18 protein-coding genes (1 of these 18 only partly in view) are annotated in these 26,981 nt (G+C 56.1%); 11 read left to right on the top strand and 7 right to left on the bottom strand.

Going from position 1 to position 26,981, the window contains the following annotated elements; translation table 11 throughout:
* Nucleotides 1–311: the 5' portion of a hypothetical protein gene (locus tag ABGT88_RS12220; RefSeq protein WP_346702375.1), read on the bottom strand. It extends 253 nt beyond the left edge of the window; only the first 311 of its 564 coding nucleotides appear in the window; the start codon lies at nt 309–311; its stop codon lies beyond the left edge, outside the window.
* Between the two features lie 1,198 nt (nt 312–1,509).
* On the opposite strand from ABGT88_RS12220, the gene ABGT88_RS12215 reads away from it, so the two are divergent.
* From ABGT88_RS12215 to ABGT88_RS12180, 8 genes are all read left to right on the top strand, one after another.
* Nucleotides 1,510–2,679: a DUF1343 domain-containing protein gene (locus ABGT88_RS12215; protein WP_346702373.1), complete on the top strand. Its 1,170-nt coding sequence runs from the start codon at nt 1,510–1,512 to the stop codon at nt 2,677–2,679.
* Nucleotides 2,680–2,707: 28 nt separating this feature from the next.
* Entirely contained in the window at nt 2,708–4,162 is a 1,455-nt protein-coding gene (locus ABGT88_RS12210; RefSeq protein ID WP_087409647.1) for a sodium:solute symporter, read from the top strand.
* Nucleotides 4,163–4,166: 4 nt separating this feature from the next.
* On the top strand, nt 4,167–6,653 hold the full coding sequence (locus tag ABGT88_RS12205) for a glycoside hydrolase family 9 protein (protein WP_346702371.1): 2,487 nt from the start codon (nt 4,167–4,169) through the stop codon (nt 6,651–6,653).
* Nucleotides 6,654–6,751: 98 nt separating this feature from the next.
* A complete protein-coding gene (locus tag ABGT88_RS12200) occupies nt 6,752–7,099 on the top strand; it encodes a hypothetical protein (RefSeq protein WP_298662970.1) in 348 nt (115 codons plus the stop codon).
* Between the two features lie 80 nt (nt 7,100–7,179).
* Nucleotides 7,180–9,486 (top strand): TonB-dependent receptor, encoded by a 2,307-nt coding sequence (locus ABGT88_RS12195; RefSeq protein WP_346702369.1) that lies wholly within the window; start codon nt 7,180–7,182, stop codon nt 9,484–9,486.
* A 266-nt stretch (nt 9,487–9,752) separates the two neighbouring features.
* Nucleotides 9,753–11,015, top strand: a complete 1,263-nt coding sequence (locus ABGT88_RS12190; RefSeq protein ID WP_346702367.1) for a DUF3575 domain-containing protein — start codon at nt 9,753–9,755, stop codon at nt 11,013–11,015.
* A gap of 15 nt (nt 11,016–11,030) precedes the next feature.
* Nucleotides 11,031–12,134: a DUF6562 domain-containing protein gene (locus tag ABGT88_RS12185; protein ID WP_346702365.1), complete on the top strand. Its 1,104-nt coding sequence runs from the start codon at nt 11,031–11,033 to the stop codon at nt 12,132–12,134.
* A gap of 55 nt (nt 12,135–12,189) precedes the next feature.
* A complete protein-coding gene (locus ABGT88_RS12180; protein WP_346702363.1) occupies nt 12,190–14,205 on the top strand; it encodes a DUF6562 domain-containing protein in 2,016 nt (671 codons plus the stop codon).
* Nucleotides 14,206–14,303: 98 nt separating this feature from the next.
* Here the strand turns inward: ABGT88_RS12180 and ABGT88_RS12175 are convergent, their stop codons facing one another.
* The 5 genes from ABGT88_RS12175 to ABGT88_RS12155 all read right to left on the bottom strand — a co-directional run bounded on the left by ABGT88_RS12175 (nt 14,304) and on the right by ABGT88_RS12155 (nt 21,460).
* Entirely contained in the window at nt 14,304–15,290 is a 987-nt protein-coding gene (locus ABGT88_RS12175; RefSeq protein WP_087409641.1) for a DUF362 domain-containing protein, read from the bottom strand.
* A gap of 19 nt (nt 15,291–15,309) precedes the next feature.
* Nucleotides 15,310–17,142 (bottom strand): TonB-dependent receptor, encoded by a 1,833-nt coding sequence (locus ABGT88_RS12170; RefSeq protein WP_346702877.1) that lies wholly within the window; start codon nt 17,140–17,142, stop codon nt 15,310–15,312.
* Nucleotides 17,143–17,390: 248 nt separating this feature from the next.
* Complete coding sequence (locus tag ABGT88_RS12165) at nt 17,391–18,539, bottom strand: aldo/keto reductase (protein ID WP_346702360.1); 1,149 nt, start codon at nt 18,537–18,539, stop codon at nt 17,391–17,393.
* 8 nt (nt 18,540–18,547) lie between these two features.
* Nucleotides 18,548–19,930 carry an aldo/keto reductase gene (locus ABGT88_RS12160; RefSeq protein WP_087409638.1) on the bottom strand — a complete coding sequence of 461 codons (1,383 nt, stop codon included), beginning with the start codon at nt 19,928–19,930 and terminating at the stop codon, nt 18,548–18,550.
* A 24-nt stretch (nt 19,931–19,954) separates the two neighbouring features.
* On the bottom strand, nt 19,955–21,460 hold the full coding sequence (locus tag ABGT88_RS12155) for a 4Fe-4S binding protein (RefSeq protein WP_346702358.1): 1,506 nt from the start codon (nt 21,458–21,460) through the stop codon (nt 19,955–19,957).
* 656 nt (nt 21,461–22,116) lie between these two features.
* Here ABGT88_RS12155 and ABGT88_RS12150 point away from each other — a divergent pair.
* The 3 genes from ABGT88_RS12150 to ABGT88_RS12140 are packed head-to-tail and all read left to right on the top strand — an operon-like array spanning nt 22,117 to nt 26,093.
* Nucleotides 22,117–23,436 carry a TolC family protein gene (locus ABGT88_RS12150; RefSeq protein ID WP_346702356.1) on the top strand — a complete coding sequence of 440 codons (1,320 nt, stop codon included), beginning with the start codon at nt 22,117–22,119 and terminating at the stop codon, nt 23,434–23,436.
* A gap of 13 nt (nt 23,437–23,449) precedes the next feature.
* On the top strand, nt 23,450–24,505 hold the full coding sequence (locus tag ABGT88_RS12145; protein WP_346702354.1) for an HlyD family secretion protein: 1,056 nt from the start codon (nt 23,450–23,452) through the stop codon (nt 24,503–24,505).
* Nucleotides 24,489–26,093: a hypothetical protein gene (locus ABGT88_RS12140; RefSeq protein ID WP_346702352.1), complete on the top strand. Its 1,605-nt coding sequence runs from the start codon at nt 24,489–24,491 to the stop codon at nt 26,091–26,093. Before ABGT88_RS12145 ends, ABGT88_RS12140 begins: the two co-directional genes overlap by 17 nt.
* Nucleotides 26,094–26,182: 89 nt before the next feature.
* Here ABGT88_RS12140 and ABGT88_RS12135 read toward each other — a convergent pair whose 3' ends face one another.
* On the bottom strand, nt 26,183–26,881 hold the full coding sequence (locus ABGT88_RS12135) for a GIY-YIG nuclease family protein (RefSeq protein WP_346702350.1): 699 nt from the start codon (nt 26,879–26,881) through the stop codon (nt 26,183–26,185).
* Nucleotides 26,882–26,981: the final 100 nt, after the last annotated feature.

Here is a 26,981-nt window from a genome sequence, read left to right as displayed (position 1 = left end):
CTTTTTCCCATGTTCGTCCCTCTCCGCCATTTTTCTTTACGCTTTCTCCCATAGGCCGGAGGGCTGCGCGTTTTAGTCATCACCCCTGACACGGTTCTCGATGCGGAATCCAGGATATAGCCGCTGTTTATACAAAAGAAAACAGCCGACAGTACCATTCGGGCCAGTAGGAATACACGGTCCGTGCGTCCTGAATCTCCCCTTTTCTTTTCCCGCAAAAGAAAAGGGAAGCCAAAAGAAAGCTCCCGGCTGATGTCCGAAAGCTTAAAAATGGCGGAGAGGTCCGGCGAAAAAGAACTCGCCGGGCTCATTCCACATCGTTATTTATTCCACAGGCTTTACTGCTCCGGGCCCTTCGACTGATTCGCCTCGGCTCAAACATCTTTTTCCCACGTTCGTCCCTCTCCGTCATTTTTCCCACCGCTTTCTCCCATAGGCCGGAGGGCTGCGCGTTTTAGTCATCACCCCTGACACGGTTCTCGATGCGGAATCCAGGATATAGCCGCTGTTTATACAAAAGAAAACAGCCGACAGTACCATTCGGGCCAGTAGGAATACACGGTCCGTGCGTCCTGAATCTCCCCTTTTCTTTTCCCGCAAAAGAAAAGGGAAGCCAAAAGAAAGCTCCCGGCTGATGTCCGAAAGCTTAAAAATGGCGGAGAGGTCCGGCGAAAAAGAACTCGCCGGGCTCATTCCACATCGTTATTTATTCCACAGGCTTTACTGCTCCGGGCCCTTCGACTGATTCGCTTCGGCTCAAACATCTTTTTCCCTTGTTCGTCCCTCTCCGCCATTTTTCTTTCCGCTTTCTCCCATAGGCCGGAGGGCTGCGCGTTTTAATCATCGCCCCCCGATGCGGTCATCTGGTCATTCCGCGCTTGATGCGGTATCCAGAGAATACCGGCAGAAGCACTTGCAAAATACATTCTTTTTTCGGCCCTTTCCTGGACCCCGCATCGAGTGCGGGGTGACACCCTTAGTCATACCGCGCTTTGACACGGTATCCAGAAATATCCGGGGGGGAGAGTCACTGTTGCTATTCCTCTTATGTTATGAACTGGACCCCGCATCGAGTGCGGGGTGACACCCTTAGTCATACCGCGCTTTGACGCGGTATCCAGAAATATCTGGGGGGGAGAGAGTCCCCGTTGTTATTCCTCTTGGGTCATGAACTGGACCCCGCATCGCTGTGCGGGGTGACACAAAAGAAGCGCCGCCGCTGTTATCGGGCCGAGTTGGTCGCAGGTTGCGCCATCGTCGGGGGCTGCGGAACTCGCCACAGGCTCAGACACTCCTCGTCCTCTATCCATCTCTGGCTTGCCCGCTCCCTGCCCGATAAAGGCGGAGTTTTGCGACTCTTCTATCTTTCTTCATGTGGGGCATGGCAATTGTACTTTCTGTATAGTTGATAAAATCTATTAAATATATTTATCGCGGTTGTCTTACTCTGAAAATATGTTTACATTTACAAATAAATTGTGAATTATTTATTTTGAGCATATAGATACCATGAGAAAGAGATTTCTGTTTCTGTTGTTATTTTGTTTTGCACTGATGGTATGCCGGGCCAAGGATAGCCGCGTAGTGGTGGGGGCCGAGCGTACGGGCGAGTATTATCCGGCGTTGAAGGGGCAGCGGGTAGCTGTCTTTTCGAACCACACGGGGATGGTGGGCGACCGCCATCTGGTGGATATGCTGGTGGCCGACGGTGTGAATGTGGTGACGATATTTTCGCCGGAGCATGGTTTCCGCGGCGATGCCGATGCGGGTGAACATGTGGCGGGATCGGTCGATCCCAAGACGGGAATAAAAATCAGTTCGCTGTACGATGGCAAGTCGGGCCGACCGTCGGACGAGTCGATGCACTCGTTTGATGTGCTGCTGGTCGATATTCAGGATGTGGGGCTTCGCTTCTATACTTATTATATTTCGATGGTGAAGTTGATGGATGCTTGTGCCGAGTTTGGCCGCCCGGTGATTGTGCTCGACCGGCCCAATCCGAACGGGCACTATATCGATGGACCTATCCTCGACATGAAGTACAAGTCGGGGGTGGGGTGGTTGCCTATCCCTGTGGTGCATGGCCTGACGCTGGGCGAGTTGGCTCGCATGGTGAACGGTGAGCATTGGCTGCCCGAGGACCGGGTGTGCGACCTCACGGTGGTTCCTTGCCTGAACTACACGCACCAGACGCACTATGTGCTGCCGGTGCCTCCGTCGCCCAATCTGCCGAATATGCGTGCCGTCTATCTCTATCCCTCGACCTGCTATTTCGAGGCTACGCCGGTGAGTCTGGGGCGTGGTACCGACTGGCCTTTCCAGGTGTATGGTCACCCCAACATGAAGGGGTATGACTTTTCGTTTACGCCGCGCAGCGTACCGGGGGCCAAGAATCCGCCGCAACTGAACAAGAAGTGCTATGGCGTGGACCTGACGGGGCTTACCGACGAGGAGATTTGGGCCAAGGGGCTGAATCTCGAGTATGTGATCGATGCCTATCGCAACCTCAATCTGGGCGACCACTTCTTCCGCTCCTTCTTCGAGAAGCTAATCGGTGTGGATTATGTGCGCCGAATGATCGAGGAGGGCAAGTCGGCCGACGAAATCAAGACCATGTGGCACGACGATGTGGAGAAGTTCAGGGAGCAACGCCGTCCTTATCTGTTGTATGAAGAGTAATAACCGTAAACTTAAATAGCTGAAACACATGACACCCGTAGTTGTCTTAATCACCATTTTCGCTTATTTTATCGTCTTGTTCGGCATTTCGTATGTGGTAGGTCACCGGGCCGACAATCAAGGTTTTTTCGTGGGCAATCGCAAGTCGCCCTGGTATGTGGTGGCCTTTGCCATGATTGGTTCCATGATTTCGGGGGTGACCTTCATCTCGGTGCCCGGTATGGTGGCCGCCAGCGGATTCTCGTATTTGCAGATGGTGCTGGGGTTCATCGTGGGGCAGTTGCTCATCGCCTACGTGCTGGTGCCGCTGTTCTACCGCATGAATCTGGTTTCGATTTATGAGTATCTCGAGAACCGGTTCGGCCTTTCGTCGTATCGCACGGGGGCCTGGTTTTTCTTTATTTCGAAGATGTTGGGCGCTGCCGTGCGCCTCTTTCTGGTGTGCGTGGTGTTGCAGATGCTGGTCTTCGAGCCGCTACATCTGCCCTTTATCCTGAATGTGATTTTCACCGTAGGGCTGGTGTGGCTCTACACCTTCAGGGGCGGAGTGAAGTCGCTCATCTGGACCGATACGCTCAAGACGGTGTGTCTCATCGTTTCGGTGATACTCTGCATCTACTATATCGCCAGCGACCTGCACCTCGACCTGGGTGGAATGTGGCAGACGATACGCGGGTCGGAGATGTCGCAGATGTTCTTCTTCGACGATGTGAACGACAAACGCTATTTCTTCAAGCAGTTCTTGGCCGGTGTCTTTACGATGATTGCCATGAACGGACTCGACCAGGATATGATGCAGCGCAACCTGAGTTGCAAAAACTCCAAGGATTCGCAGAAAAACATGATTACGAGCGGCATTGCGCAGTTCTTTGTGAATGCCCTCTTCCTGATGCTGGGCGTGCTGCTCTATGTCTATGCCGCTACCGAGGGGATAGCCGTTCCGCAGAAGAGCGACGAACTCTTCCCGCTGATTGCCACGCAAGGCTACTTCCCGTTGATTGTGGGTATTCTGTTTGTCGTGGGTCTCATTTCGTCGGCCTATTCGGCTGCGGGGTCGGCCCTGACGGCGCTTACCACCTCGTTTACGGTCGATATTCTGGGCGTGAAGGGGAAGAGCGAAGAGCAGGTGGTGCACTTGCGTAAACGGGTACATATCGGCATGGCCGTGGTGATGGGTGTGGTTATCTTCATCTTCAACCTGTTGAACAACACGAGTGTCATCGACGCCGTCTATACGTTGGCCAGCTATACCTACGGGCCCATTCTGGGACTCTTTGCCTTCGGTATCTTTGTGAAGGCACAGGTGCGCGACCGTTATATCCCGCTGGTGGCCATCGCCTCGCCGGTGCTCTGCTTCATTCTCGACCGCAATTCGCAGGCCTGGTTCGGCGGTTATTCGTTCAGCTACGAACTGTTGATTATGAATGCCCTGTTTACCTTCATCGGGCTGTTGCTGTTGATTAAGAAACCAGTAAAAGCATAAAGACATGAAAAAGATTGTCGGGGCTCTCGTGGCGGGAGCGCTCTCTCTCGGTACGGCCGTCTGGGGCGGCGAGTGGATACGGGTGAACCAGTTGGGCTATCTGCCCGCTTCGCCCAAGGTGGCCGTCTATATGAGCGACGAGGCCATCGACCTGGAGTCGTATGCATTGGTCGACGATTGTACCGGTCAGGAGGTGATGCGTTTCGACACCCCTCGGGCTGCGGGCCTGTGGGGCCGGATGCAACGCATGTATCGGCTCGACTTCACCGCCTGCAATCGGCCCGGTACCTATCGGCTGAGGGCCGGCGATGCCCTCTCGCCTCGCTTTGTTATCGGCAATCGGGTGTACGACGGCACGGCCGACTTCATCCTGCGCTACATGCGTCAGCAACGCTGCGGCTTCAATCCCTTCGAGCGCGACAGCTGTCACACCCACGACGGCTACATCGTCTATCACCCCACCCGCAGTGGCCAACACATCGACGTGCGGGGCGGCTGGCACGATGCGAGCGACCAGTTGCAGTACGTGACCACCTCGGCCAACGCCACCTATCAGATGATGTTTGCCTACCTGAAGAATCCCGGAGCGTATGGCGATGCCTACGATGCCAACGGCCTGCCCGGGACCAACGGTATCCCCGACATCGTCGACGAAATCAAATGGGGGCTCGACTGGCTCAACCGCATGAATCCGTCGAAAGGCGAGATGTATAACCAGATAGCCGACGACCGAGACCACAAAGGGTTCAAACTGCCTTCGCAGGACGAGATCGATTACGGTTGGGGCAAGGGGCTGGGACGTCCCGTCTACTACTGTTCGGGCGAGCCCCAGGTGCGGGGCGAGTTTACCAACGCCACCACCGGCGTGGCCAGTACGGCCGGCAAGTATGCCTCGTGTTTTGCGCTGGGGGCCCGGGTGCTGGCCGACTTCTATCCCGCGATGGCCGATACGCTGCTGGCCAAGGCCCGCGACGCCTATCGTCACGGTGTGGAGCATCCTGGTGTGTGCCAAACGGCATCGGTGGTTTCGCCCTATATTTACGAAGAGTGTAATTGGACCGACGATATGGAGCTGGCTGCTGCTCAACTCTACCTCTCGACCGGCGAGCCGCAGTTTCTGAACGAGGCGGTCGAGTATGGCCGATTCGAACCGGTAACCCCCTGGATGGGGGCCGACAGTGCCCGCCACTATCAGTGGTATCCCTTTATCAACCTGGGCCATTATCACCTGGCCGGGGTGGACGACAGCCGCGTGAGCCGCGAGTTTACCCGCAACCTGCGCAGCGGCCTGGAGCGGGTGCGAGAGCGGGCCGAGGGGAATCCTTTCCTCAACGGGGTGCCGGCCATCTGGTGCTCCAACAACCTGACGGTGGCCGTGGCTACCCAGTGCCGGCTCTATCGTGAGTTGACGGGCGACGACCGTTATCGCGAGATGGAGGCGGCTCTCATCGACTGGCTCTTTGGCTGTAACCCCTGGGGCACGAGCATGATTACCGAGTTGCCCTTGTGGGGCGACTATCCCATAGACCCTCACACGCCGCTCATAGCGTTGGGGGCAGGTACGACCGTGGGCGGACTGGTCGACGGGCCGGTCTATGCTTCGATATTCAACAACCTGCGAGGGGTTCGTCTCTCGCGCGAAGACCCTTACGCCCCGTTCCAGTCGGCCGAGATTGTCTATCACGACGACATGCAGGACTATTCGACCAACGAACCCACGATGGACGGTACGGCCAGCCTCAGCTATCTGCTCTCGTCGCTGCAGCAGGAGGGAGCCGAGGCCGCAGGGCCCGACCGCAACGAGTATGCCTGTGGCGGCATTGTGCGCACCGACCGCTCGAAGCGGCAGATTTCGCTCGTCTTCACGGCGGCCGACAAGAACGACGGAGCCCGGCGTATCCTCGAGACCTTGCAGCAGTGCGGCGTGAAAGGCTCGTTCTTTTTCACGGGCGAGTTTTACGAACGATTTCCCCAAACCATTGCACAACTGATACAAGCCGGCCACTACGTGGGGGCACACAGCGACGGGCATCTGCTCTACTGTGCCTGGGAGCGTCGCGACTCTACGCTGGTAGACCGGCAGCAGTTCGAGAGCGATATGCAAGCTATCTACGGCCGCATGAGCCGGGCCGGTATCGACCCGACACAGACGCGCATTTTCGTGCCGCCCTACGAATACTACAACGAGACCATCGCCGCCTGGGCGCGGGGCATGGGGCTGCGCATCGTCAACTTCACTCCCGGCACTTGGACCAATGCCGATTATACCACCCCCGACATGACCAACTATCGCAGCAGCCGGGACATCTACAACCGGGTGATGGAGGTCGAGAAGCGCGAGGGGCTCAACGGCCATATTCTGCTCTTCCACCTGGGGACCGATGAGCGTCGCACCGACAAGTTCTACGACCGTTATCTCGAGCGGCTCATCCGCACCTTGCAGAAGAGGGGTTACACCTTTGTCGCCTTGCCCGAAGCCGTGGGGGAGTGAGATACCTGATTGTAGGTAAATATGGACCTCTTTCTGCCTGTCGTATTGGATTGTAAGATAAAAAGCCCTACCTTTGTGCCTTTGATAATCGAAAGATTATGAACAGGCTGCTCCGTTCCATAGCGAAATACTTTCTACCTGTATTGTTCATTTCATATATAGGTTGCATTTCGCTGTTTACCCACACGCACGTGGTAAACGGGGTGACCATCGTGCACTCGCACCCCTACAATCCCAAGGCCCATCACGGCCACACCACTACCGAGTTTCAACTCATACACGCTTTGTCGCATCTCACTACGGCCGAGCCGTCGGTGGGGGTGCTGCTTTCGGCTGTGCTGTTTGCCTTTTCGTGCCGGTTGTTCTATCCGGCTACCCGCTTCGTACGCACACTCAGGCAGTGGGGGGCTCACGGGTTGCGTGCTCCGCCCGTTTCGATTCTGTAAAATAAGAGGAAACAGAAGGTTTACTCCTGCTCTTGGCGAGTGGGGGATGGATGAGTCTTAACTATTCAGAATCGAAAAAAATGAAGAAATACATTATTTTATGCGTGATATGCCTGTGGCATATCGGCGTGAGTCGTGCCGAAACGGCAACTCAGAAAACATTGGATATAAACATTGTGGGCCATGTGCTCGACAAGCATATGCGGGAACACCTGCCCTACATCACGATTTCGTTGAAGGGGACCACCGTGGGGACGATGACCGACGGTTCGGGTCACTACTTTCTGAAGAATTTGCCCGAGGGCGATTTCGTGCTCGAGGCCTCGTCGGTAGGTTATGAGACGGGCCGGCGGAAGGTGTCGCTGAAAAAGGGTGTGACGCTGGAAATCGATTTCGAAATCGAGCCGAGTGACGTGGCACTCGACGGCGTGGTGGTTTCGGCCAACCGCAGCGAGACTACGCGGCAACTGGCCCCTACGCTGGTCAATGTGCTGAACATAAAGACCTTCGAGAATACCAACTCCGGCACGTTGGCCCAAGGGCTCAACTTTCAGCCGGGTGTGCGGGTCGAGAACGATTGCCAGAACTGCGGCTTCCAGCAGGTGCGCATCAACGGGCTCGACGGTCCCTACACACAGATACTCATGGACTCGCGTCCCATCTTCAGTGCCCTGTCGGGGGTGTATGGCCTGGAACAGATTCCGGCCAACATGATTGAGCGGGTAGAGGTGATGCGGGGCGGCGGTTCGGCCCTCTTCGGGTCGTCGGCCATTGCGGGTACCATCAACATCATTACCCGAGAGCCGTTGCGCAACAGCGGTTCACTGGCACACACGATTACCTCGATAGGAGGTAGCGGCAAGTTCGAGAACAACACGTCGCTCAACGCCTCGCTCGTGACCGACGACAACAAGGCGGGGCTCTATGTCTTCGGGCAAAACCGGCAGCGTGCCGGTTACGACCACGACGGCGACAGCTTCACCGAGTTGCCCGAGCTGAAGGGGCAGACGCTGGGATTCCGCTCTTACCTGAAGACCAGCAACTACTCCAAGCTTACGCTGGAGTATCACCACATCAACGAGTATCGCCGGGGTGGTAACCTGTTGAACCGTCCGCCCCACGAGGCCGATATTGCCGAGCAGTTGAACCACTCGATTAACGGGGGAGGACTCAGCTACAGCCTCTTTACTCCCAACGAGAAACACCGTATCAATCTCTACGCTTCGGCCCAGCATATCGACCGCGACAGCTATTACGGCACGAAGCAGAACCTCGATGCCTATGGCGAGACCAGCGACCTGACGGTGGTAGCCGGTGGACAGTATATCTACAGTTTCGACCGCTGTCTCTTCATGCCGGCCGACCTGACTGCCGGTATCGAGTATAACTACGACAAGCTGCGCGACGAGATGAAGGGCTACAACCGCACCACCCGCCAGGAGGTGCATATCGAGAGTGCCTTCCTGCAGAACGAGTGGAAGAACGACCGCTGGAGTTTCCTCGTGGGCGGACGGCTCGACAAGCACAACCTTATCGATCACGTTATCTTCAGTCCCCGGGCCAATGTGCGTTTCAACCCCACGCCCAACGTCAACCTGCGGGCCAGCTATTCGTCGGGTTTCCGGGCTCCGCAAACCTACGACGAGGACCTGCACGTGGCTGCCGTAGGGGGCGAGGGGACTATCATCCAGCAGGCGGCCAACCTGAAGGAGGAGAAGTCGCACAGCGTGAGCCTCTCGGCCGACATGTACCGCCGCTTCGGAGCCTTCCAGTGCAACCTGTTGCTCGAGGGGTTCTACACCCGGCTCAACCATGTGTTTGTGCTCGAGGAGGTCGGGTTCGACCAGACCCACAACGCTAAGGTGAAGGAGCGCCGCAACGGCAAGGGGGCCGAGGTGGCCGGTGTGACCGTCGAGGGCAAGGTGGCCTATCTCTCGCTCGTGCAGCTGCAGGCCGGTGTCACCTGGCAGCGGAGCCACTATACCCAGCCCGAGCAGTGGAGCGACGACGAGTCGGTGCCTGCCGAGCGTCGTATCTTCCGCACCCCCGACTGGTATGGCTACTTCACCGCCACCTACACCCCGGTGAAGCCGTTGAACATTGCCCTCTCGGGAACCTACACGGGTTCCATGCTGGTACAGCACATGAAGGGCTACATAGCCAAAGATGTGGCGGTGACTACCCCCGACTTCTTCGACATGACGGCCAAGGTGTCGTATGACTTCTCGCTCTACAAGGCCATCACGTTGCAGGTCAACGCCGGTGTGCAGAATATCTTCAACGCCTATCAGCGCGATTTCGACCAGGGTAAGGAACGCGATTCGGGCTACATCTACGGACCTTCGATGCCCCGCAGCTACTTCGCCGGCATGAAACTGATGTTCTGAGGTGATTGACGGGTAGACTCATCGTTTTCATTCAACAGGCTGTGTCCAAATTTTTCAGTTTGGGCACAGCCTTCTTTTTAGGATTGAAAGTCAGGTATTGGAATAGGACTAAAAAGGATGGATAGATTTTCTTAATTTATTTTGCATATTTATAATATTATTCTGTCTTTGTGACTGGGTGTATTAAAATAGTTCTCAAACCAAAATATTCCGATAGCGGTTATATACCATAGGAACACAAAAAAGGAATAGGCAACGATGACTATATGAAAAGGGGGTTGCTATTATCCATATTATGCGCATTGGCGATAGGACTGCTTCATGCGCAAGAGGCTCGAGAGACCGCTTTCCCTCGGGCTACCTATCCCGAGTATGTCGTATTCTTGCCTCAGAGCCAGATTGACTCGGTCTATTATTCTCACAACACCTCGATTATTCCGGTTGTCTTTCGGGTCAACAAGTACAATCTGGTACCCAATCGCCAGCTCGACAGTATCGTGCAGGTGCTGCGCCGGATGCAGGTCGATCCGGCCGTGCGCATAGCCTGTGTGTGGATAGGCGGTAGTGCCTCGCCCGAGGGCCCCAAGGCCTGGAACTACAAGTTGGGCGAATACCGTTCGCAGGCATTGGCCCGCTATCTGGCCGAGGAGGCAGGGTTCCCGCGCGACCAGATGGAGGTGGTGAATCTGTGGGAAGACTGGTATTCGTTTGAGGTTGCCCTCGAGAACGGGGCACAGATACCCCACAAGGAGGAGGTGATGAAAATCTTGCGTACCGAGCCCGACAACGAGCGGCGCAAGCGGAAAATCATGGCTCTCGACAAGGGGTATACGTGGCATCGGATTATTCACGACGTATTCCCTCCCTTCCGCAATGCCCGCATGGCCATTGTCTGTTACGAACAGCCTCGTGACCTGCCGGCCGAGCCCCAGCTGTTGCCGCTCTGCGACGGCATACCGGCCCCCCGGCCCGTACAGCCGGCGGCGGTAAATCCCGTATCGGTGGCCGAGCCCCGCAAGTGGCACCTGGCCGTGAAGACCAACCTGCTCTTTCTGGCAGCCGCCACGGCCAACGCCGGGGTAGAGGTGGAGTTGTGGCCGCACGGCACACTCGATATACCGGTATGGTACTCGCCCTACGACATTACCCCCACGCGCAAATTGCGTTTACTGGCTACCCAGCCCGAGCTGCGCTGGTGGCCGGGCCAGGTGATGCAGGGCCATTTCATCGGGTTGCATACCCATGTGGTCGGGTTCAATGTCGCCGTCAACGACAAGGGTCGCTACCAAGACCCCAACCATGCGTTGTGGGGCATGGGTCTCAGTTATGGATATGCCCTCTCGTGGGGCAAGCAGAAGCAGTGGGGTGTCGAGTTCAATATCGGTGTCGGGTTTGCCGAGTATGACTACGATGTATATCAGAATCGGAAGGACGGGCAACTGTTCCGTTCGGGTTCCGATTTTTACTGGGGAGTAACCCGGGCCGGAATCAGTTTGTCGTACAAGTGGGCTTTCCCCCGCAAGAAATAGGAGGGTAAGAGTTCTATGAAAAGGAATCTGTCTTATATAGCAATACTTATATGTCTCTTGTCGCTGGGGGTTACAGCCTGCGATGAGACCATACACGAGTATCCCCGCACAAACGAGGTATTGGTGATGGTCGAGTTGAATGCCGACCGCACCCCTCCGCTCTATTACAAGGGCCTGATTTACGACGAGACCGGGAACAGTATCGTGCAGGAGCTGCCCGAGGAGCAGGCGACGGGCTATATCCCCGACGAACGTCTGTGTGTCCGCTTTATAGTCGAACTCTACAAACTGCCGTCGGCCGGAGCCTCGGTCGATAAGGGTATCCTGGTCGATCGGCGGGAATTTTCGGTCGACCGGTTGGCTCAGCCTCCGCAAGATACGCTGGCTTTCCAGTTGCCTCAGGGCTACTACCGGGTATTGTCGTGGGCCGATTATGCCCCCGAAGTCCGGGTGAGTGAATGGCATTTCGATACCCAGCAGTTGAATGCCGTGAGAGAGAATATAGACCATACCCCTATGGTCAATCACCATAAGAATGCGGCAGCGGGTAGTTGCGACTTCTCGGTAACCGTAGGGCGATATGGCGAAGAGATTTCGGTCTCTACACCGGGCAGTACGGCGACGGCAACCCCCTCGGGAGAGCCGCTGGTGCCGGTCTACATGAAGCGTCCTTCGGCCCGGTTCCATCTGTGGGCGACCGACTGGAACGAGTTTTCGAAAAAACGCAGTCGGGCTTCGGTCAACAACCTGTTGGTGCGAGTCGTATATAAACAATATGTAGGGGTAGGATACAATGTCGAGAGTGGTATGTTGAATGCCTTTATAGAGTCGCGTACGATGGAGATGATGCCGCCCGACGAACCCAGCGGCGGTGAAGTGCTGCTGGCCTATGACTATGTGTTGGCCAACGACGGTCGCGAAGATCATGTGCTTGTCGATATATTTATCTATAACACGGATGGCGAGGAGATAAACCACTATCAGAATGTAGATATACCGCTCTACCGCAACCACGAGACCGTGTTGCGGGGACCGTTCCTGACCAAGAAGATAGGTAGCGGCAATATAGGTATCGACGACGATTTCGACGATGAGTTTGTGGTGGTCATACCCGATTGATTTGATTGGAATAGAAAAGACAGTTTAGTTATATTATAATTTTAATAGTTCTGTTATGAGAAAGTATCATTATTTAATGGGAATGGTGTTGCTGGGACTGGCAACCAGCTGTTCCGAAGTGATGGATGAGCCGGGATTGAACCCCAACGGCGATGAGATAACGCTTCGCTTTGAGGCTCCCGAAGCTTTACAGATTACGCGTGCCGTACCGGGGACTAACAGTGGTCAAGGGGGATTGGTGAATGTAGACTGGAGTCAGTATGACTTGCGTTATCAGGTAGCCGTTTACTCCGAAGACGGTTCTACGCTGCTTGCTGAGCCTCAGTTGAAGACGGTCGATACCTACGGACCGGTTACCTTCAACTTCAGACTGACGCCCAACAATACCTACAAGTTTGTAGCCTGGGCCGACTTTGTGCGCGAGGGCGAGACGGCCGACTTGCACTACAATACGGCCGATTTTACCCGCATTGCCATACAGGATAGTGTGGATGCCCAGTTGAATGACGAGAGCCGTGATGCCTACTTCCTGGCCAAGAATGTGGCCGTGTCGCAGACCTTCGGTGAGACGATGACGCTGAAGCGTCCGTTTGCCAAGCTGCGGGTAGTGACTACCGACTGGGGCTCGAGCGGTGCCAAGATGCCCGACAACTTCAAGGTTTCGTATCACGATTGCACCCGGTTTGTCGAGCTGAACGCCGTGACGGGCGAAGCCTCGGGCGGTGCCGATGCCGACGCGTCGGTGGTCTATACCGCCACGTTGCAGCAGGATGCCTCGGGCGATAAGTTCTACGAAGGGGGCTACGACGCCACGGCCAACAACCGTACGCTGTTTGTCGACTACCTGATTGCCAATGATGTGCAACAGGCCATTCACTTCAGTGTAGATTGGTTGCAGGGTACGGAGTCGATTCTTACCAAAGACTTTACCACCAACATACCCATACAGCGCAACTACCTGACGACGATTCTGGGTAACCTGCTCACTGTGGGCGGAAGCATGACCATCAATATCGAAGAGGGCTTTGTAAACGAGTGGATCGACGGTGCCGAGTGGTGGCAATCTTCGCCCGTGACTCCGGTGCAACCCGCTCTGGAGGAGACTCGTAATGCCAGCGGGCCGACCGTGAGAGTCTATCGCATCAGCACCCGCGACGAGTTTGCCTGGTTGCCCGACCATATCACGGAGATGGTTACCGAGACCTATACCGATACCGACGGAACCGAAAAGCAGAGAGCTACCGTTACGACCATTCTTCTCGAGAACGATATAGACATGAACGGTGTGGACTGGAAACCCATCTATACCACCGGAGAGAACACCTATACGGTCGACGGTCAGGGCCACGTGCTGCGCAACTTCTCCATGAACGGACAGTTTGGTGCCGTGTATGAATACAAGTGGGGCCCCTTCGTGCTGGGTACCTATCATGCCTACACCGGCGTATGGGGTAAATTTGAGGGTGTGATGAAGAACCTGACCTTCGAAAACATCACCATCAACGGTTTGGCCAACAGTGAGGTCGATGTCGATACCGACGGTAACCCCGTAGACCACAGCAAAGAGTATGCCTACTTTGCCGGTTGCATCGGATACACCGGAGCCAATTACAGTACGACAGTCAATATCGAGAACGTACAGGCCCGCCACGTACGCATCAAGGCCTCCGACAATTTGCAGACCCAGAATGTGGGTGCCCTCGTCGGTTGGATTGGTATAGGAGGCGGCAATACCTGGTTGAAGAATTGCTCGGTCGATGATGTGACGATAACCGGTTATCAGGCTGGTGGTTTGGTAGGTCAAGTGGTTGGTGGCCGCGGTGTGGCATTTACCAATTGCAGTGCCGAGAACGTGATTATGCGTATGCGTCGTGGTTTCGCAAGTTCGGACATCTCGGGCTTCATCGGCCAGTTCAACGACGGTGCCGGCTCTAAAATCGAGCATTGTACCTACCCGACGAATGTGCAGTATATCGACGATGCTACCGGTCTCGTAGACGAAAGCTACGAACCTGCCAGTCCTTACTATGGCTATTGCGACGGCAAGACTACGCCCACGATTGTCGAGTAACCGCAACAGGGCCTCAGTGCAGGCCCGATGATACAAGAAATCCCGGCTCATTCGTGAGTCGGGATTTTCTGTTTATATCGATGTGCAGCAGTGGGCCGTCAGTCGAGGGTGATCAGTTCGTAGCTCTGGGTGCCCAGTCCTATCTGCTCGCCATACTCGAGGGTGTGCATGCCGTGGCGCGAGTCGATGCGCTCGATCAGGTGCACCTTGCCGGGGTCGCTCGAGGCACGCACCAGGTCGGTGCAGGCTTTGTCGAGGGCCACGGGGTCGAGCGAGGCCAGTATGCCGATGTCGCCCATCCGGGGCGCTTCGGGCGAAGCGTCGCAGTCGCAGTCGACCGAGAGGTTGTTGGCTACGCTGATGTAGAGAATTTTGTCGCCGCAGTGGTCGGCTACCGATTTGGCCGCTTCGGCCATCGACTCCAGAAAATCGTCCTGGGCAGGCAGGTTGCTCCAAGGGTTACTTTTGGTCTTCCCGGCCGAGTGTATCCAGGCCTTTCCGCCCGACGAGGCGATACCTATCGACATGTTTTTGATGGCTCCGCCGAATCCGCCCATGGCATGCCCCTTGAAGTGCGAGAGGATGATGGTGAAGTCGTATTGCGGGTAGTGAGCCCCCACATAGTTCTCCTTCAGGTGTTTGCCTCCCTGCACGGGCAGTGCAACCTCACCCTCGGCATCCATGATGTCGACCGGAGCGATAGCTGTGAAGCCGTGGTCGGCAGCTGCCTTCAGGTGGCTTTCGGTGTCGGCCCGTCCGCCGCCATAGGCAGTATTACACTCGACAATGGTACCGTTTACCTTTTGCACAAGCGGTTGAATGAGTGAAGGTTGCAGGAAGTTGTGCCCGCCCGGTTCGCCGGTCGAGAGTTTTACGGCCACTTTGCCGGTAGCTTCGCGGCCCAGGGCTTCGTAGATTTTGACCAGATTCTCCGAAGAGATCTCTTTGAACATGTACACGCGAGCAACCTGTTGCTCTCCCTGGGAGGGCTGTTGCTCCTGATTCTGAGCCTGTGTGCTGCAACTGATGCCGGCCATGACCGGGAGAAATGCCCACAAGGCCATCGAGATGAATTTGGATTGCATAGGCTGTATTGTTTAGGGTTTAGAAGTTCAGATTCACACCGGCCATGACCGTAGCCCGTGGGATGGGGTAGCCGGCATTGATTTCGTAGCGCTGGGCCAGCAGGTTCTCGCCCCGGGCCCACACGTCGAGCCAGCGGTTCACGCGGAACGAGGCGTTGAGGTTCCACAAGACGAACTCCTCGGTCTGAGGGTTGTCGCCTACCGTCGTGTAGAGGTTGTCGATGTATTGCACGCCGGTCGATACGGTCCACCGCTTGTGGGTGTATTGGGCTCCAGCGTAAAGTTTGTGTTCGGGAGCACCCACGACGGGATTCTCCATGTGCAGGTAGCTGTAATTGGCCTCGACCGACCAGTGCGGGTCGATGCGGTAGGCTATCTCGCCCTCCACGCCACAGTTCTCAATCTTGCCGGTGTTCTGGTTCAGCATGCCAGTGCCGTTGGGGTTGGGCAGGGTGACGATGAGGTTTTTGCCGTCGATGTAGAAGAGGTTGATGCCGTAGGTGAGGCTATTGTCGAGCAGGTGTTGGGCCCAGGCCAGTTCGTAACTCCACATCGACTCGGGTTTCAGGTCGGGGTTCTGGGGTGGGAACATGTACATCTCGCGCAGGATGGGGTAGCGGAAACCCTTCGAGGCCGAGGCCTTCAGTTCGATGGTACGGGGCAGGTGGAACGAGAGTCCGGCTTGCGGTATCCACTCGGTTCCTACTCGCGAATGGTGGTCTACGCGCACACCGGCATCGAGAGTGAGCCAGCTGCCCATGTCCTGGCGGAAGTCGACGTAACCGGCCAATTCGTCTTCGTGCTTGTCGACCAGGTCGCTCGTCGTGCCCGCCTTCTCGCCGCTCACAAACTTGTTCCAGGCATGGCCGCCGTAGCGGAACCAGTCGAAGCCCACGGTGATGCGGTTGCCCGGGAAGAACTGCGTGCTCTGGTAGAGCGACAGGCCCATCATGTTGTCGAACGAGAGGAATCGGCTCTCTTGCGGGGTCTCTCCTTTCGAGGGTGTATAACCGTCGTTAATCCAGTGGTTGCCCCAGTTGTAGAAGAAGCTGGCGGCACCCGAGGTTTTCTCGTATTTGTTTTCCACGGCAAAAGAGGTCATGCCGCGGGTGATGCTCTGGTCGCCGTCGAGTAGCGGGGCGCTCACCGGGCCCGGATAGGAGGCGTTGAAGTGGGTCACGTTTACGTCGCCGCGCAGGTTCCAGTTGTCGGTAACCCGATAACCCAGTTTGGCATAGCCGCCATACTGTTCGAAACCCATATCGGAGCGGTGGCCGTCGGTGCGGTTGTACGAGCCGCTGATGAGGCTCGTGAACCGACCCTTTCGGATGCGGTTGGTCACTTCGCTCTGCAGGGTGTTGAACGAGCCGTATCCCAGGTTGACGTTGGTCTTTACCCCCTCTTCGTGCAACTGGCGGGTGACGATGTTGATTACCCCGCCCATGGCGTTCGAACCGTAGAGCACCGAGGCCGGGCCGCGCAGCACCTCCACGCGCTCGGCCAGGAACGACTGGTAGGCGTCGGAGATGGGGTGCCCGAAGATACCGGCATATTGCGGGTGTCCGTCGATAAGTACCATCATACGGCCCGAGCCGCCGCTCAAGCCACGCAGGGCTATGCCGCCGGCTGCACCGTTGGATACGCCGTAGCCCATGATACCCCGTGAAGTGATGAAGAGCCCGGGCACCTGCTGGGTGAGTATGGGCAGTACCGAGGGTTGCATGCTCTGCTCGATCTCCTGACGGTCGATGACCGAGACGGTGAGGGGCAGATGCCGTACGTCGGTCTCGTTGCGGGTACCGGTCACCACCACTTCGCCGATGTGAATCGGGTCGGAGGGTTTTCCGGCCATGGCCAGGTAGGAGTTAGACAGCGAGTCGGTTTGTGCCGAAGCGATTCCGGCAAAGCATAGAAACAGGGGTAAAAGTTTTGTCCTCATTCGTTTATACAAATCTTCTTGATTGTTTTACAACTTGTTTATTCGGGTGAGATGAGCCCGGCGATACCTGGCGCGTTTTCACAGCGCGGCACCAGAGGGTACCTTGCAGGGACTCTCTTCTTTCTCTTTCATGTTCGTTTTTTTGTCTTTGCGCGACTGTGTCAGTAGCCAAATCGTTGAGCGGCCCGTTGCATCGACTCGACAATCTGCACGCCAAAGGGGCAGCGCGTTTCGCAAGCGCCGCAGGCAATGCACTCCGAGGCATGGTGCTCGAGCGCCTTGTAGTGTTCCCGTACGGTTTCGGGAATCTCACCTTGTGCAACAGTCAAGTTGTAGAATTTGTTCACGGCGGCGATATCTATTTTCGACGTGCAGGGGGCACAGTGGCCGCAATACATGCAGTGTCCGCGCCACGAGAACCGGTCGAGATGGGTCATCACCGCGGTGTAGTCGCGCTCTTCGGGCGATGCCTGGCACCAGGCAATGGCGGCAGCCATCTCGTCCTGAGTCTTGCATCCCAGCATGACGGCAGCCACGGCGGGGCGGGTAAGGGCGTAGTCGATGGCCTGTACGGGGGTGAAGGCACAACCGAAGGGCGAGTTTTCCTGGTCGAGCAGGTCGCCGCCGCCGAAGACCTTCATCACGTCGATAGCTACCCCTTCGCGTTCGCACAGGGCATAGAGCTGCTCACGGGCCGGGTCGATGTTGTGCAGGGCCCCGGCGTAGCTCTGCTGATCGAAGAGTACATCTACATCTTCGTTGGGCGGGAGCAGGTCGTAGCAGGGGTTTATCGAGAAGAGCAGCACGTCGATGAGGCCCGTCTTTACCGCCATGCTGGCCACGAGCGGGTTGTGGCTGCTCATGCCTATGTGGCGTATCTTGCCCTCGGCCTTCAGCCGTTGGGCAGTCTCGATAATCTCGTGGTCGAAGACCGTGTGAAAATCCTTCTCGGCATCGACGTAGTGAATCATGCCCACATCGACATGGTCGGTGCGCAGCTGCTTGAGCAGGGAGTCGAACGACTCGATGGTCTTCTTCGGGTCGCGGGTGCGCAGGTACTGGTCGTTCTCCCAGGTGGTGCACAAGTGTCCCTGTATGACGAAGCGGTCGCGGCGGCCCTCCAGTGCCTGCCCGATGTGGTCGCGCAGGTCGGGGTTCGACGAGTAGATGTCGACAAAGTTGATGCCCCGGTCGATGGCAAAGTCGAAGTCGGCCTTCACCTCTTGAGCGCTTTTGTTGATAAAGCCCTCACAGCCGAGGGCAATGGCACTTACCCGTATGCCGGTACGTCCTAATGTGCGGTATTCCATAAGCGAGTTTAAAATTCTTTACCTTGTTTCAGTTCCTCGACAAAGCGGTCGATTCGGTGCAGTTCCTTGGGTATGTTGATGCTTTGCGGACAATGAGATACGCACTGCCCACATCCGATGCAGTGGTTGGCCTGGCGCAACTTGGGTACGCTGCGGTCGTAACCGATGAGGAAAGCGCGGCGCGCTTTGCGGTAATTTTCGTCTTGCGACGAGGCCGGCACGTTGCCCTCGTTGATGCACTTGTTGTAGTGGAGCAGAATAGCCGGTATGTCGAGCCCGTAGGGGCAGGGCATGCAATACTTGCAGTCGTTGCAGGGGATGGTGGGGTAGCGCAGCATCAGTTGTGCCGTCTCTTCGAGGAATTCCAGATCGGCCTCGGTGAGGGTGTCGAGAGGCGAATAGGTGCGCAGGTTGTCCTGCAAGTGTTCCATGTAGGTCATGCCGCTGAGCACGGTGAGCACATCGGCGTGAGAGCCGGCAAAACGGAATGCCCACGAGGCCACGCTCGACTCGGGAGCCTGTTGCTTGAGGGTGGCGGCAATGTGGTCGGGTACGTTGGACAGGCGGCCGCCCAACAGGGGCTCCATGATGATGGCGGGGATGTGTCGTTTTTCCAGCTCGGCATAGAGATATTCGGCATTGACGTTATTGCCCGAGGCGTGGCGCCAGTCGACGTAGTTGAGCTGTATCTGCACGAAGTCCCAGTGCACGGTCTCGTGCATGGCCAGCACCTCGTCGAAGACAGCCTGGGTACCGTGGAACGAGAATCCCAGGTTGCGGATGCGGCCGGCCTTGCGCTCCTCGACGAGGTAGTCGAGCATGCCGTTCTCGATGTAACGGGCCCGGAAGGTCTCGATGCCGCCGTTGCCGATGGAGTGGAGCAGGTAGTAGTCGATGGTATCGACCTGCAGATTCTCGAACGACTTGCGATACATGGTGATGGAGTTCTCGCGGGTGTAGTTGGAGAAGTTCGACAACTTGGTGGCCACGAAATATTTGTCGCGCGGGTAACGCTTGAGGGCGATACCGGTCGCCTTTTCCGACCCGCCCTGCATGTAGACGGGGGAGGTGTCGAAGTAGTTCACGCCGTGGGCGATGGCATAGTCGACCAGTTCGTTGACTGCCTCCTGGTCGATGGTGCTGCTGGTGCCGTCGGGCGAAGGGATGCTGGGCAACCGCATCATGCCGTAGCCGAGCAGCGATACCCGGTCTTGTGTCTTGGGGTTGGTGCGGTAGGTCATCTGGTCGGTGGGGACTTCGGTGGTGGCCGTGTGGGCTGCCTCCTGCCGGTTTTTACAGCCGGGCAGTACGGCGGCCGAAGCGAGGGCCGTGCCGCCTACCACTTTCAGAAAGTTGCGGCGATTTATATTTTTGTTCGATTTGTTTTCCATTGTCTCCTCGTTTTTTTTGAAGGGTTAGATGATGCGGTGTTGTTTGTGGCCTTCGACATAGATGGCACTGAAGGGGCGGGCCGGGCAGAGGTTCTCGCAGGTACCGCAGCCGATGCAACGCTCGGTGTTGACGACTGGAATCTTGGGTGAGTCGGCCACGGCGGGGTCCGAGGCCACCATCTGGATGGCACCCACGGGGCAGTGGCGGGCGCAGTTGCCGCAGCTCACGCCGTCGGTCAGGGGTATGCAGTTGGCTTTCACCCAAACGGCATGCCCTATCTGTATGCTCGACTTTTCGGCTACGGTGATGGGGCGGATGGCGCCGGTGGGGCACACCTCGGAGCAGCGCGTGCACTCGGGGCGGCAATAGCCGCGCTCATATGACATCTCGGGCTGCATGAAGGTCATCAGGTTGCCCGAGGGGCGCAGTACCTGGTTGGGGCAATTAGTGATGCACAGTTGGCAAGCGGTGCAATGCTGGGCCAGATGCGAGTCGCTGAGCGAGCCCGGCGGGGTGATGGGGGTAGCCCGTTTGGGTATCTTTTTCTCTTCGATAGCAGCCAGACCGCCATCGACCTTCATCTCCTGTGCTTTCAGCAGGGCACTTCCGGCCAGTACGCCGGTGAGGGTCAGGAACTCCCGGCGGGAGTTGTTCCCCTTTGCCTCGGGAGCGGGAGCTTTCGCTTCGGCCGTCTTTTCGTTTTTCGGCAGTCGGGTGCGGGGCACGTAGTGAATGGCGTGTTGGGTGCAACGATTGAGACAATCCATGCACACTACGCAGCGGCTGTAGTCGATAGCATGATTTTTGGCATCGATGCACGAGGCTTTGCAGTTGCGGGCACACGACTGGCAACCGTTGCATTTGGTCGTGTCGATGGCGGGGCGGAAGAACGAGAACCGCGACAGCAACCCCAGCGTGGTGCCCACCGGGCAGATGGTGTTGCAGTAGGTGCGGCCGTTGCGCCAGGCCAGTACGACGATGACTACCAGGGTGACCGCGGCTACGATGAGCGAGGGGAGGCTCTTGAGCCAGACCTCGGTCGAGTAGAAGGCATAGCTGTCCATGCGCTCGGCCACGAGGGCAAGCAGGTTGTTGCCCCACCGGTATATCGGGGCAAAGAGGTTGGTGGCTATGCGGCCGTAGGCGCTGTATGGAGCGATGAGGGCGGCCCAGGCGGTTAACCCGGCTACCAGCATGGCGATGAAGATGACCAGCACGCCGTAGCGCAGCCACGAGAGGGCCGGCGAATAACGGAAGCGGTTTTTCTTGCGCTTGCCGGCCAGCCACGAAACGATGTCCTGGAATACTCCAAGCGGACAGATGACGGAGCAGTAGATGCGCCCGAAGAGCAGGGTGAGCACCACCAGCAGAAGGATGACGCCCACATTCAATGCCAGCACGGCCGGGAGAAACTGTATCCGGGCCAGCCACCCGAACCACAGGTGCAGTGTGCCCGTGACATCGAGAAACAGCAGGGTGATGAGTGCAAAGCAGATAGTTGCAGCGACTATTCTGATTTTTTGTAACATAGAAGTTTGTGTTACTATTAAATACTGTGTGTCGTGATGATGATTTCTTGACTGAAAATCACCTACGAAAATACGCAAAGATTTTCTATTTCGAGGAGCATCGGTCCGGGAAAAACACTTTTTTGCCCGAATTTTTCTCGTGCCGGGCCGGCGTAAAACCTTTCGGTCGAGCCTTCTATGCCGTGCTGTCTCTCTTTATCTTGCGTATCGTGCCCCCCTGAGGGGGTCGATGGCAAAGGTAGTGCGGGTATGGCGCATGCGAAATAGACAAATTACAGATAGTTGTACCCGTTTTACAGATTGTACCTCGACCGGGTGGTTCGGCGGGTGTTTCCGGGTAGATTGTAGCCACGGAAAAAGCGTGTATGTATATGAGAGAAAGATATATAGAAGAAAAATATTTCTGTTTTTTTTGAGGAAATCGCTACAGATACCGAATCTTTTTGTACCTTTTCGCCCCGAATGGAGTATATTGCTCCATGTATCTGATGAGACCAAACATAGCCAATCGCATTTATAATTTTCGTAGTGGAGTATTGACAAAACTCGATTCGTTTCACCAATGGGGAATGGCCAATTCCGATTGATCAATAGCTACGGTCAATACATTCTTTTTTAGTTAATCCTACATTTTTAATTCATAATTTTTTTTACGAATGAACAAATTCTATTTGTCCATAGCGGTGCTGTGTGCATCGTTATGTGCAGGTGGTGCATGTGCTCAGGAGCCGGTCTGTCGGGTGTTTACGCTGGACGAGATTTTCGACCTGGCCGATCGCAACAGCAAGACACTGCGCCCCTCGTTTACGGCAATCGATGAGGCTCACGAGGCGGTGAGAGTCGCCAAAAACGACCGCTTACCCGACATAGATGCCTCACTTTCTTTTAGTTACTTGGGCGATGGAACCCTGATGGAGCGTGATTTCACGCAGGTGGAACGGGCTCCGATGCCTCACTTGGGAAACAACTTTGCACTGGAGGTTTCGCAAATCATCTATTCGGGTGGAGCCGTTTCGAACGGTATCGCCATAGCACAGTTGCAAGAGCAGAATGCCCGGCTCGACTGGGCCAAAGACCGCAACAAGGTGCGTTTCCTGCTGGCGGGTTACTACTTCGACCTCTTCAAGCAGCTCAATCTGATCAAGGTTTATGAGCAGAATATCGAGCAGACCAAACAGTTGCTCAAGGATATACGGGCCAAGCAGGGCGAGGGTCTGGCGTTGAAAAACGACATCACCCGCTACGAGCTGCTGCTCTCGGACCTCGAGTTTACCGTCGTGCAAATCAAGAATACGCTGGGTATCCTCAACCGCAATCTGGTTACCAACCTGGGGCTCGACGAGTCGGTATGGATCGAGCCCGACACCACCCTGCTGTCGCGCACGCTGCCCATGGGCGATGCGGCCTACTGGCAAAACGAGGCGATGGAAAACTCGCCCGAACTGAAGCAGTTGGCTCTGGCCGTGCAGATGAACAAGCATCAGGATAAAATCGTGAAGTCCGACCGCCTGCCCAAGATTGCCCTCATGGCCGGCAACCATTTCGACGGCCCTATCACCATCGAGGTTCCTCCCATCAACAAGAATTTCAACTACTGGTATGTAGGCGTAGGGATAAGCTACAACCTGGCCTCGCTCTACAAGACCAACAAGGCGGCCAGCCGCAGCAAGCTAACCATACGCCGCACGCAGGAGCGATATGACGATGCGAGCGAACAGACCGGACTGGCCGTGCAGGCGGCCTATGTGCGCTATATCGAGGCCTATGAACAGCTGGTTACCCGCAAGAAGAACGTAGAGCTGGCCGGCCAGAACTACACCGTCATCGCCAACCGCTACAAAAACGAGCTTGCGCTCATCACCGATATGCTCGATGCGAGCAACTCCAAACTCTCGGCCGAGGTACAGCTGGCCAATGCGCAGATCGATATCGCTTTCAATTATTACAAACTTCTTTATTTAACAGCTACATTATAAATCGTTTACAGCTATGAATAAGAAATCACGCAAAATAGTATTCAACGTCGTGGCCATCGCCTTGCTGGTGATTGGTTTTGTATGGGTATGCTCGCGATTTGTCCATCTGGGGCGGGTCGAGTATACCGACAATGCGCAGGTACGTCAGCACATCGTGCCGGTAAACAGCCGGTTGCAGGGCTTTATCAAGAAGATTTATTTCGAGGAGTATGAGCCGGTGCACAAGGGCGACACGCTGTTGCTCATCGAGGATGCCGAGTTCCGCCTGCGGGTGGCTCAGGCCGAGGCCGACTACCAGAATGCGCTGGCCGGCCGCAGCGCCATGGGTACGGCCGTATCGACGGCCCACAACAACCTGGCCGTGTCGGATGCCGGTATCGAGGAGGTAGAGGTGCTGCTGAAGAATGCCGAGAAGGATTACGAGCGTTACAAGAAGCTGCTTTCCGAAGAGGCTGTGACGCAACAGCAATACGACGGGGTGAAGACCAATTACGAGGCCTTGAAGGCCAAGTGTGAGATGCTGGTGCGGCAGAGACGTTCGGCCTCGCTGGTGAAGGATGAACAGGCGCAACGCCTCGACCAGAACGAGGCTGCCGTGGCTGTGGCCGAGGCGGCTCTCGACCTGGCCAACCTGAACTTGTCGTACACGGTGGTGCTGGCTCCCTGCGACGGGGTGACTTCGCGCAAGACCATTCAGGAGGGGCAGCTCATCCAGCCGGGACAGACGCTGGTGTCGATTGTCGACGAGGCCGAGGCGTGGGTGGTCGCCAACTACAAGGAGACCCAGACGGCCCACATTGCCAAGGGGATGCCGGTCGACATGACCATCGATGCCATTCCCGGGGTGGTCTATAAAGGTCGGGTGCAGTCCATCTCGAAAGCTACGGGTGCCCAGTATTCGCTGGTACCGCAAGACAACTCGGCCGGCAACTTCGTGAAGGTCGAGCAGCGTATCCCGGTGCGTATCGTCTTTTCGGAGGAGAACTCGCCCGAGGATATGGACAAGCTGCGGGCCGGATTGAACGTAGAGTGTGAGGTAAAGTATCGCGACCATGACTCCGCTCGATGACTTGATGCGCCGGGTGCCCGCCTTCAAGGAGTGGGTGCCCATGTGGGCGCGGGTAGTGTCGTTTCTCTTTTGCATTCTGGTGTTCCAGTGCTCGGGGGGTATCTACCTCTCGTCGGTGAGCGAGATGATGGGGGCCACGACGCTGATGCAGGAAGATATACTCATGGCCGGTTATGCCTCGTTTATCGGCATTACGATGATTTTCCCCGTCCTGTTCCGGCTGAAATTCAGGTTGCCGACACGCACCATTCTGCCCATCGTGGCCGTGGGGCTTATCGTGGGCAATATCATCACGATGAGCACCGACAACCTGATGGTACTGGCGATAACCTGTTTCTTCACGGGAGTGTTGCGCATGTGGGGAACCTTCGAGTGCTTCTCGTCGATACAGTTGCGCATCACCCCCACGCGTAACTTTGCCGTATTCTTCCCGGTTATCTACCTCACGGTATTTGGCTGCATACAATTCTCGGGGCTGGTCACCACCTACCTCACCTACTTTTACAGCTGGCACTACATGCACTACCTGGCCGTAGGGCTGTTGCTGGTGGTGATTGTCCTCTCGCAGTGGCTGCTGCGCAAGTTCTATCTGCGTCCGCCGTTGCCGCTCTTCGGCATCGACTGGCTGGGTGCCGTGCTCTGGAGCGTGGTGCTGCTGCTCATCGCATTTGCCTTTAACTACGGCGACTATTACGACTGGTTCGACTCGCCCTACATACGGCTGGCACTGGTGTGTGCGGCTCTGTTTCTCTTCCTGAGTCTGCAGCGCATGTGGCACATACGTCACCCCTATATTGAGCCCGAGACCTTCAAGTACCGGCACTTCGGCACGGTGGTGCTCCTCTTCTTCGCCCTCAACTGCCTGTCGGCCACCTCGACGGTGCTGCAAGGAGCTTTTACGGGAGTCATCCTCCACTACGATTCGCTCAATGCCATCTCGCTCAATGTACCCGGTCTGCTGGGTGTCGTAGCCGGGGCACTCCTGTCGCTACTGCTCCTGGCCCGCTGGCAGATGAGTTACAAGACGGTGACCTTCATCGGGTTTGTGCTGATGGTGGCCTATCAGTTGGTGATGTACTTCTTGATTTCGCCCGACATGAATATCGAGCGGCTCTACCTGCCGCTCTTCCTGAAGAATGCGGGCAATGTGATGATTTATGTGACCCTGACTACCTATCTGTCGCAGATTGTGCCCTTCCGGCACTTCTTTCAGTCCCTTTGTGCCGTGGGTTTCGTGCGCGAGGGGATAGGCGGCCCCATCGCTTCGGCGCTGGTGGCCCGGGTCTTCAAGATGGTGATGCAGTCGAACTACTACACCCTGGGCGGCTCGCTCGATGCCGTGAACCCGCTCACGGACCAGGTACCTTTCTCGGCCTACTTCGGCGAGTTGCAGCGGCAGGCTACGCTGGTCTCGATCAAGCAGGTGTTCGGCTATGCCGTGTTGCTGGGTATCCTGTTCCTCATCGTGATACTTTTCACCCGGTATGCGCGCATTACGCATCGTGTCAAGCTCTTCCGCGTGCCGGTCGTAGGCCGGCTCTTTGCCATCAACCTCTCGCACGAGCGGATGGAAGAGCGTGAACGATAGCCGAACGGTCATGACGCTTTCGGATGATTCAGATAAAAGCACAGCCCGCCAAAAGCGGGCTGTGTGCATATTGGGATGTCGATATTGAATTATTCTGTAGCAGATTCGGACTGTTCTTCCAACTCTTCATCGTCCTGCTCAACCTCTCTCCTCAGCTCTTCGAGAACCTTCCCCTTGTAGGCGAAATATTTGGCTCCTTGATAGGCGCCCGACGTATTGCGCTTGTCTTCGGGCATGAAAGTCCCTACAAAGGGCGAGAGTTTATAGATGCGGCCATCGTATTCGATGGAGTTGTCGCTGGCTACTTTTACCTGTATGCCCGTGGGAATGAATGTAATATATTCGCCGATAGGAATGCCGACCAGGCTGAACCGGAAGCGTTCGCGCTTGACCACCCTCTTGTTGTTGGTTGGGGGACAATCGTTACCCGGTTCTTGAATGGGTCGGTTGTCGCGATACTCTGTGATAACTGCGTCGTCGATGGTTTGGGCTATGTCCTTGAATATGTCTAAGGCAACTTGTGGCGGTACATTGAAAAACTCTCTGTTTTGACGAATCCGCAGGTCGGTTAATCGGTCTATGGTTTTGTGTACGAGCTTTTCGACCTCGTTGAATTTTACGGTCTTGATGGTCGCATAAATCTCGAAAGGCAATGGTACGGCGGTATTATCCAGTTCTTTGGAGCGAATATCGACCGGGCGGGCACTCTTCCCGATTTTGACCCAGTCTTCACGAAAACTGGGATTGGTCAAAATATATACATATCCGGGTTCTGTCGTGGTATTCATATTGAATAAGGCTTTGCAATAACAGTAGTGAGAGGGGGTGCAGATACAAGTGAAAATTCACAGGTTCCATTGGGTTGACTATGCCGAACCACATCCTCTC

Origin of the sequence: Barnesiella sp. An22, from assembly GCF_963931395.1 — a bacterium.
In the GTDB taxonomy this organism is placed as follows: domain Bacteria; phylum Bacteroidota; class Bacteroidia; order Bacteroidales; family Barnesiellaceae; genus Barnesiella; species Barnesiella merdigallinarum.
This window is presented reverse-complemented; position numbering and strand designations above follow the sequence as displayed.

Coding starts and splice junctions, on each gene's coding strand:
- ABGT88_RS12175 (WP_087409641.1), bottom strand. CDS start 15,290: ATGCAATCCAAATTCATCTCGATGGCCTTGTGGGCATTTCTCCCGGTC.
- ABGT88_RS12170 (WP_346702877.1), bottom strand. CDS start 17,142: ATGGCCGGAAAACCCTCCGACCCGATTCACATCGGCGAAGTGGTGGTG.
- ABGT88_RS12195 (WP_346702369.1), top strand. CDS start 7,180: ATGAAGAAATACATTATTTTATGCGTGATATGCCTGTGGCATATCGGC.
- ABGT88_RS12165 (WP_346702360.1), bottom strand. CDS start 18,539: ATGGAATACCGCACATTAGGACGTACCGGCATACGGGTAAGTGCCATT.
- ABGT88_RS12210 (WP_087409647.1), top strand. CDS start 2,708: ATGACACCCGTAGTTGTCTTAATCACCATTTTCGCTTATTTTATCGTC.
- ABGT88_RS12150 (WP_346702356.1), top strand. CDS start 22,117: ATGAACAAATTCTATTTGTCCATAGCGGTGCTGTGTGCATCGTTATGT.
- ABGT88_RS12160 (WP_087409638.1), bottom strand. CDS start 19,930: ATGGAAAACAAATCGAACAAAAATATAAATCGCCGCAACTTTCTGAAA.
- ABGT88_RS12140 (WP_346702352.1), top strand. CDS start 24,489: ATGACTCCGCTCGATGACTTGATGCGCCGGGTGCCCGCCTTCAAGGAG.
- ABGT88_RS12205 (WP_346702371.1), top strand. CDS start 4,167: ATGAAAAAGATTGTCGGGGCTCTCGTGGCGGGAGCGCTCTCTCTCGGT.
- ABGT88_RS12200 (WP_298662970.1), top strand. CDS start 6,752: ATGAACAGGCTGCTCCGTTCCATAGCGAAATACTTTCTACCTGTATTG.
- ABGT88_RS12215 (WP_346702373.1), top strand. CDS start 1,510: ATGAGAAAGAGATTTCTGTTTCTGTTGTTATTTTGTTTTGCACTGATG.
- ABGT88_RS12145 (WP_346702354.1), top strand. CDS start 23,450: ATGAATAAGAAATCACGCAAAATAGTATTCAACGTCGTGGCCATCGCC.
- ABGT88_RS12185 (WP_346702365.1), top strand. CDS start 11,031: ATGAAAAGGAATCTGTCTTATATAGCAATACTTATATGTCTCTTGTCG.
- ABGT88_RS12180 (WP_346702363.1), top strand. CDS start 12,190: ATGAGAAAGTATCATTATTTAATGGGAATGGTGTTGCTGGGACTGGCA.
- ABGT88_RS12135 (WP_346702350.1), bottom strand. CDS start 26,881: ATGAATACCACGACAGAACCCGGATATGTATATATTTTGACCAATCCC.
- ABGT88_RS12155 (WP_346702358.1), bottom strand. CDS start 21,460: ATGTTACAAAAAATCAGAATAGTCGCTGCAACTATCTGCTTTGCACTC.
- ABGT88_RS12190 (WP_346702367.1), top strand. CDS start 9,753: ATGAAAAGGGGGTTGCTATTATCCATATTATGCGCATTGGCGATAGGA.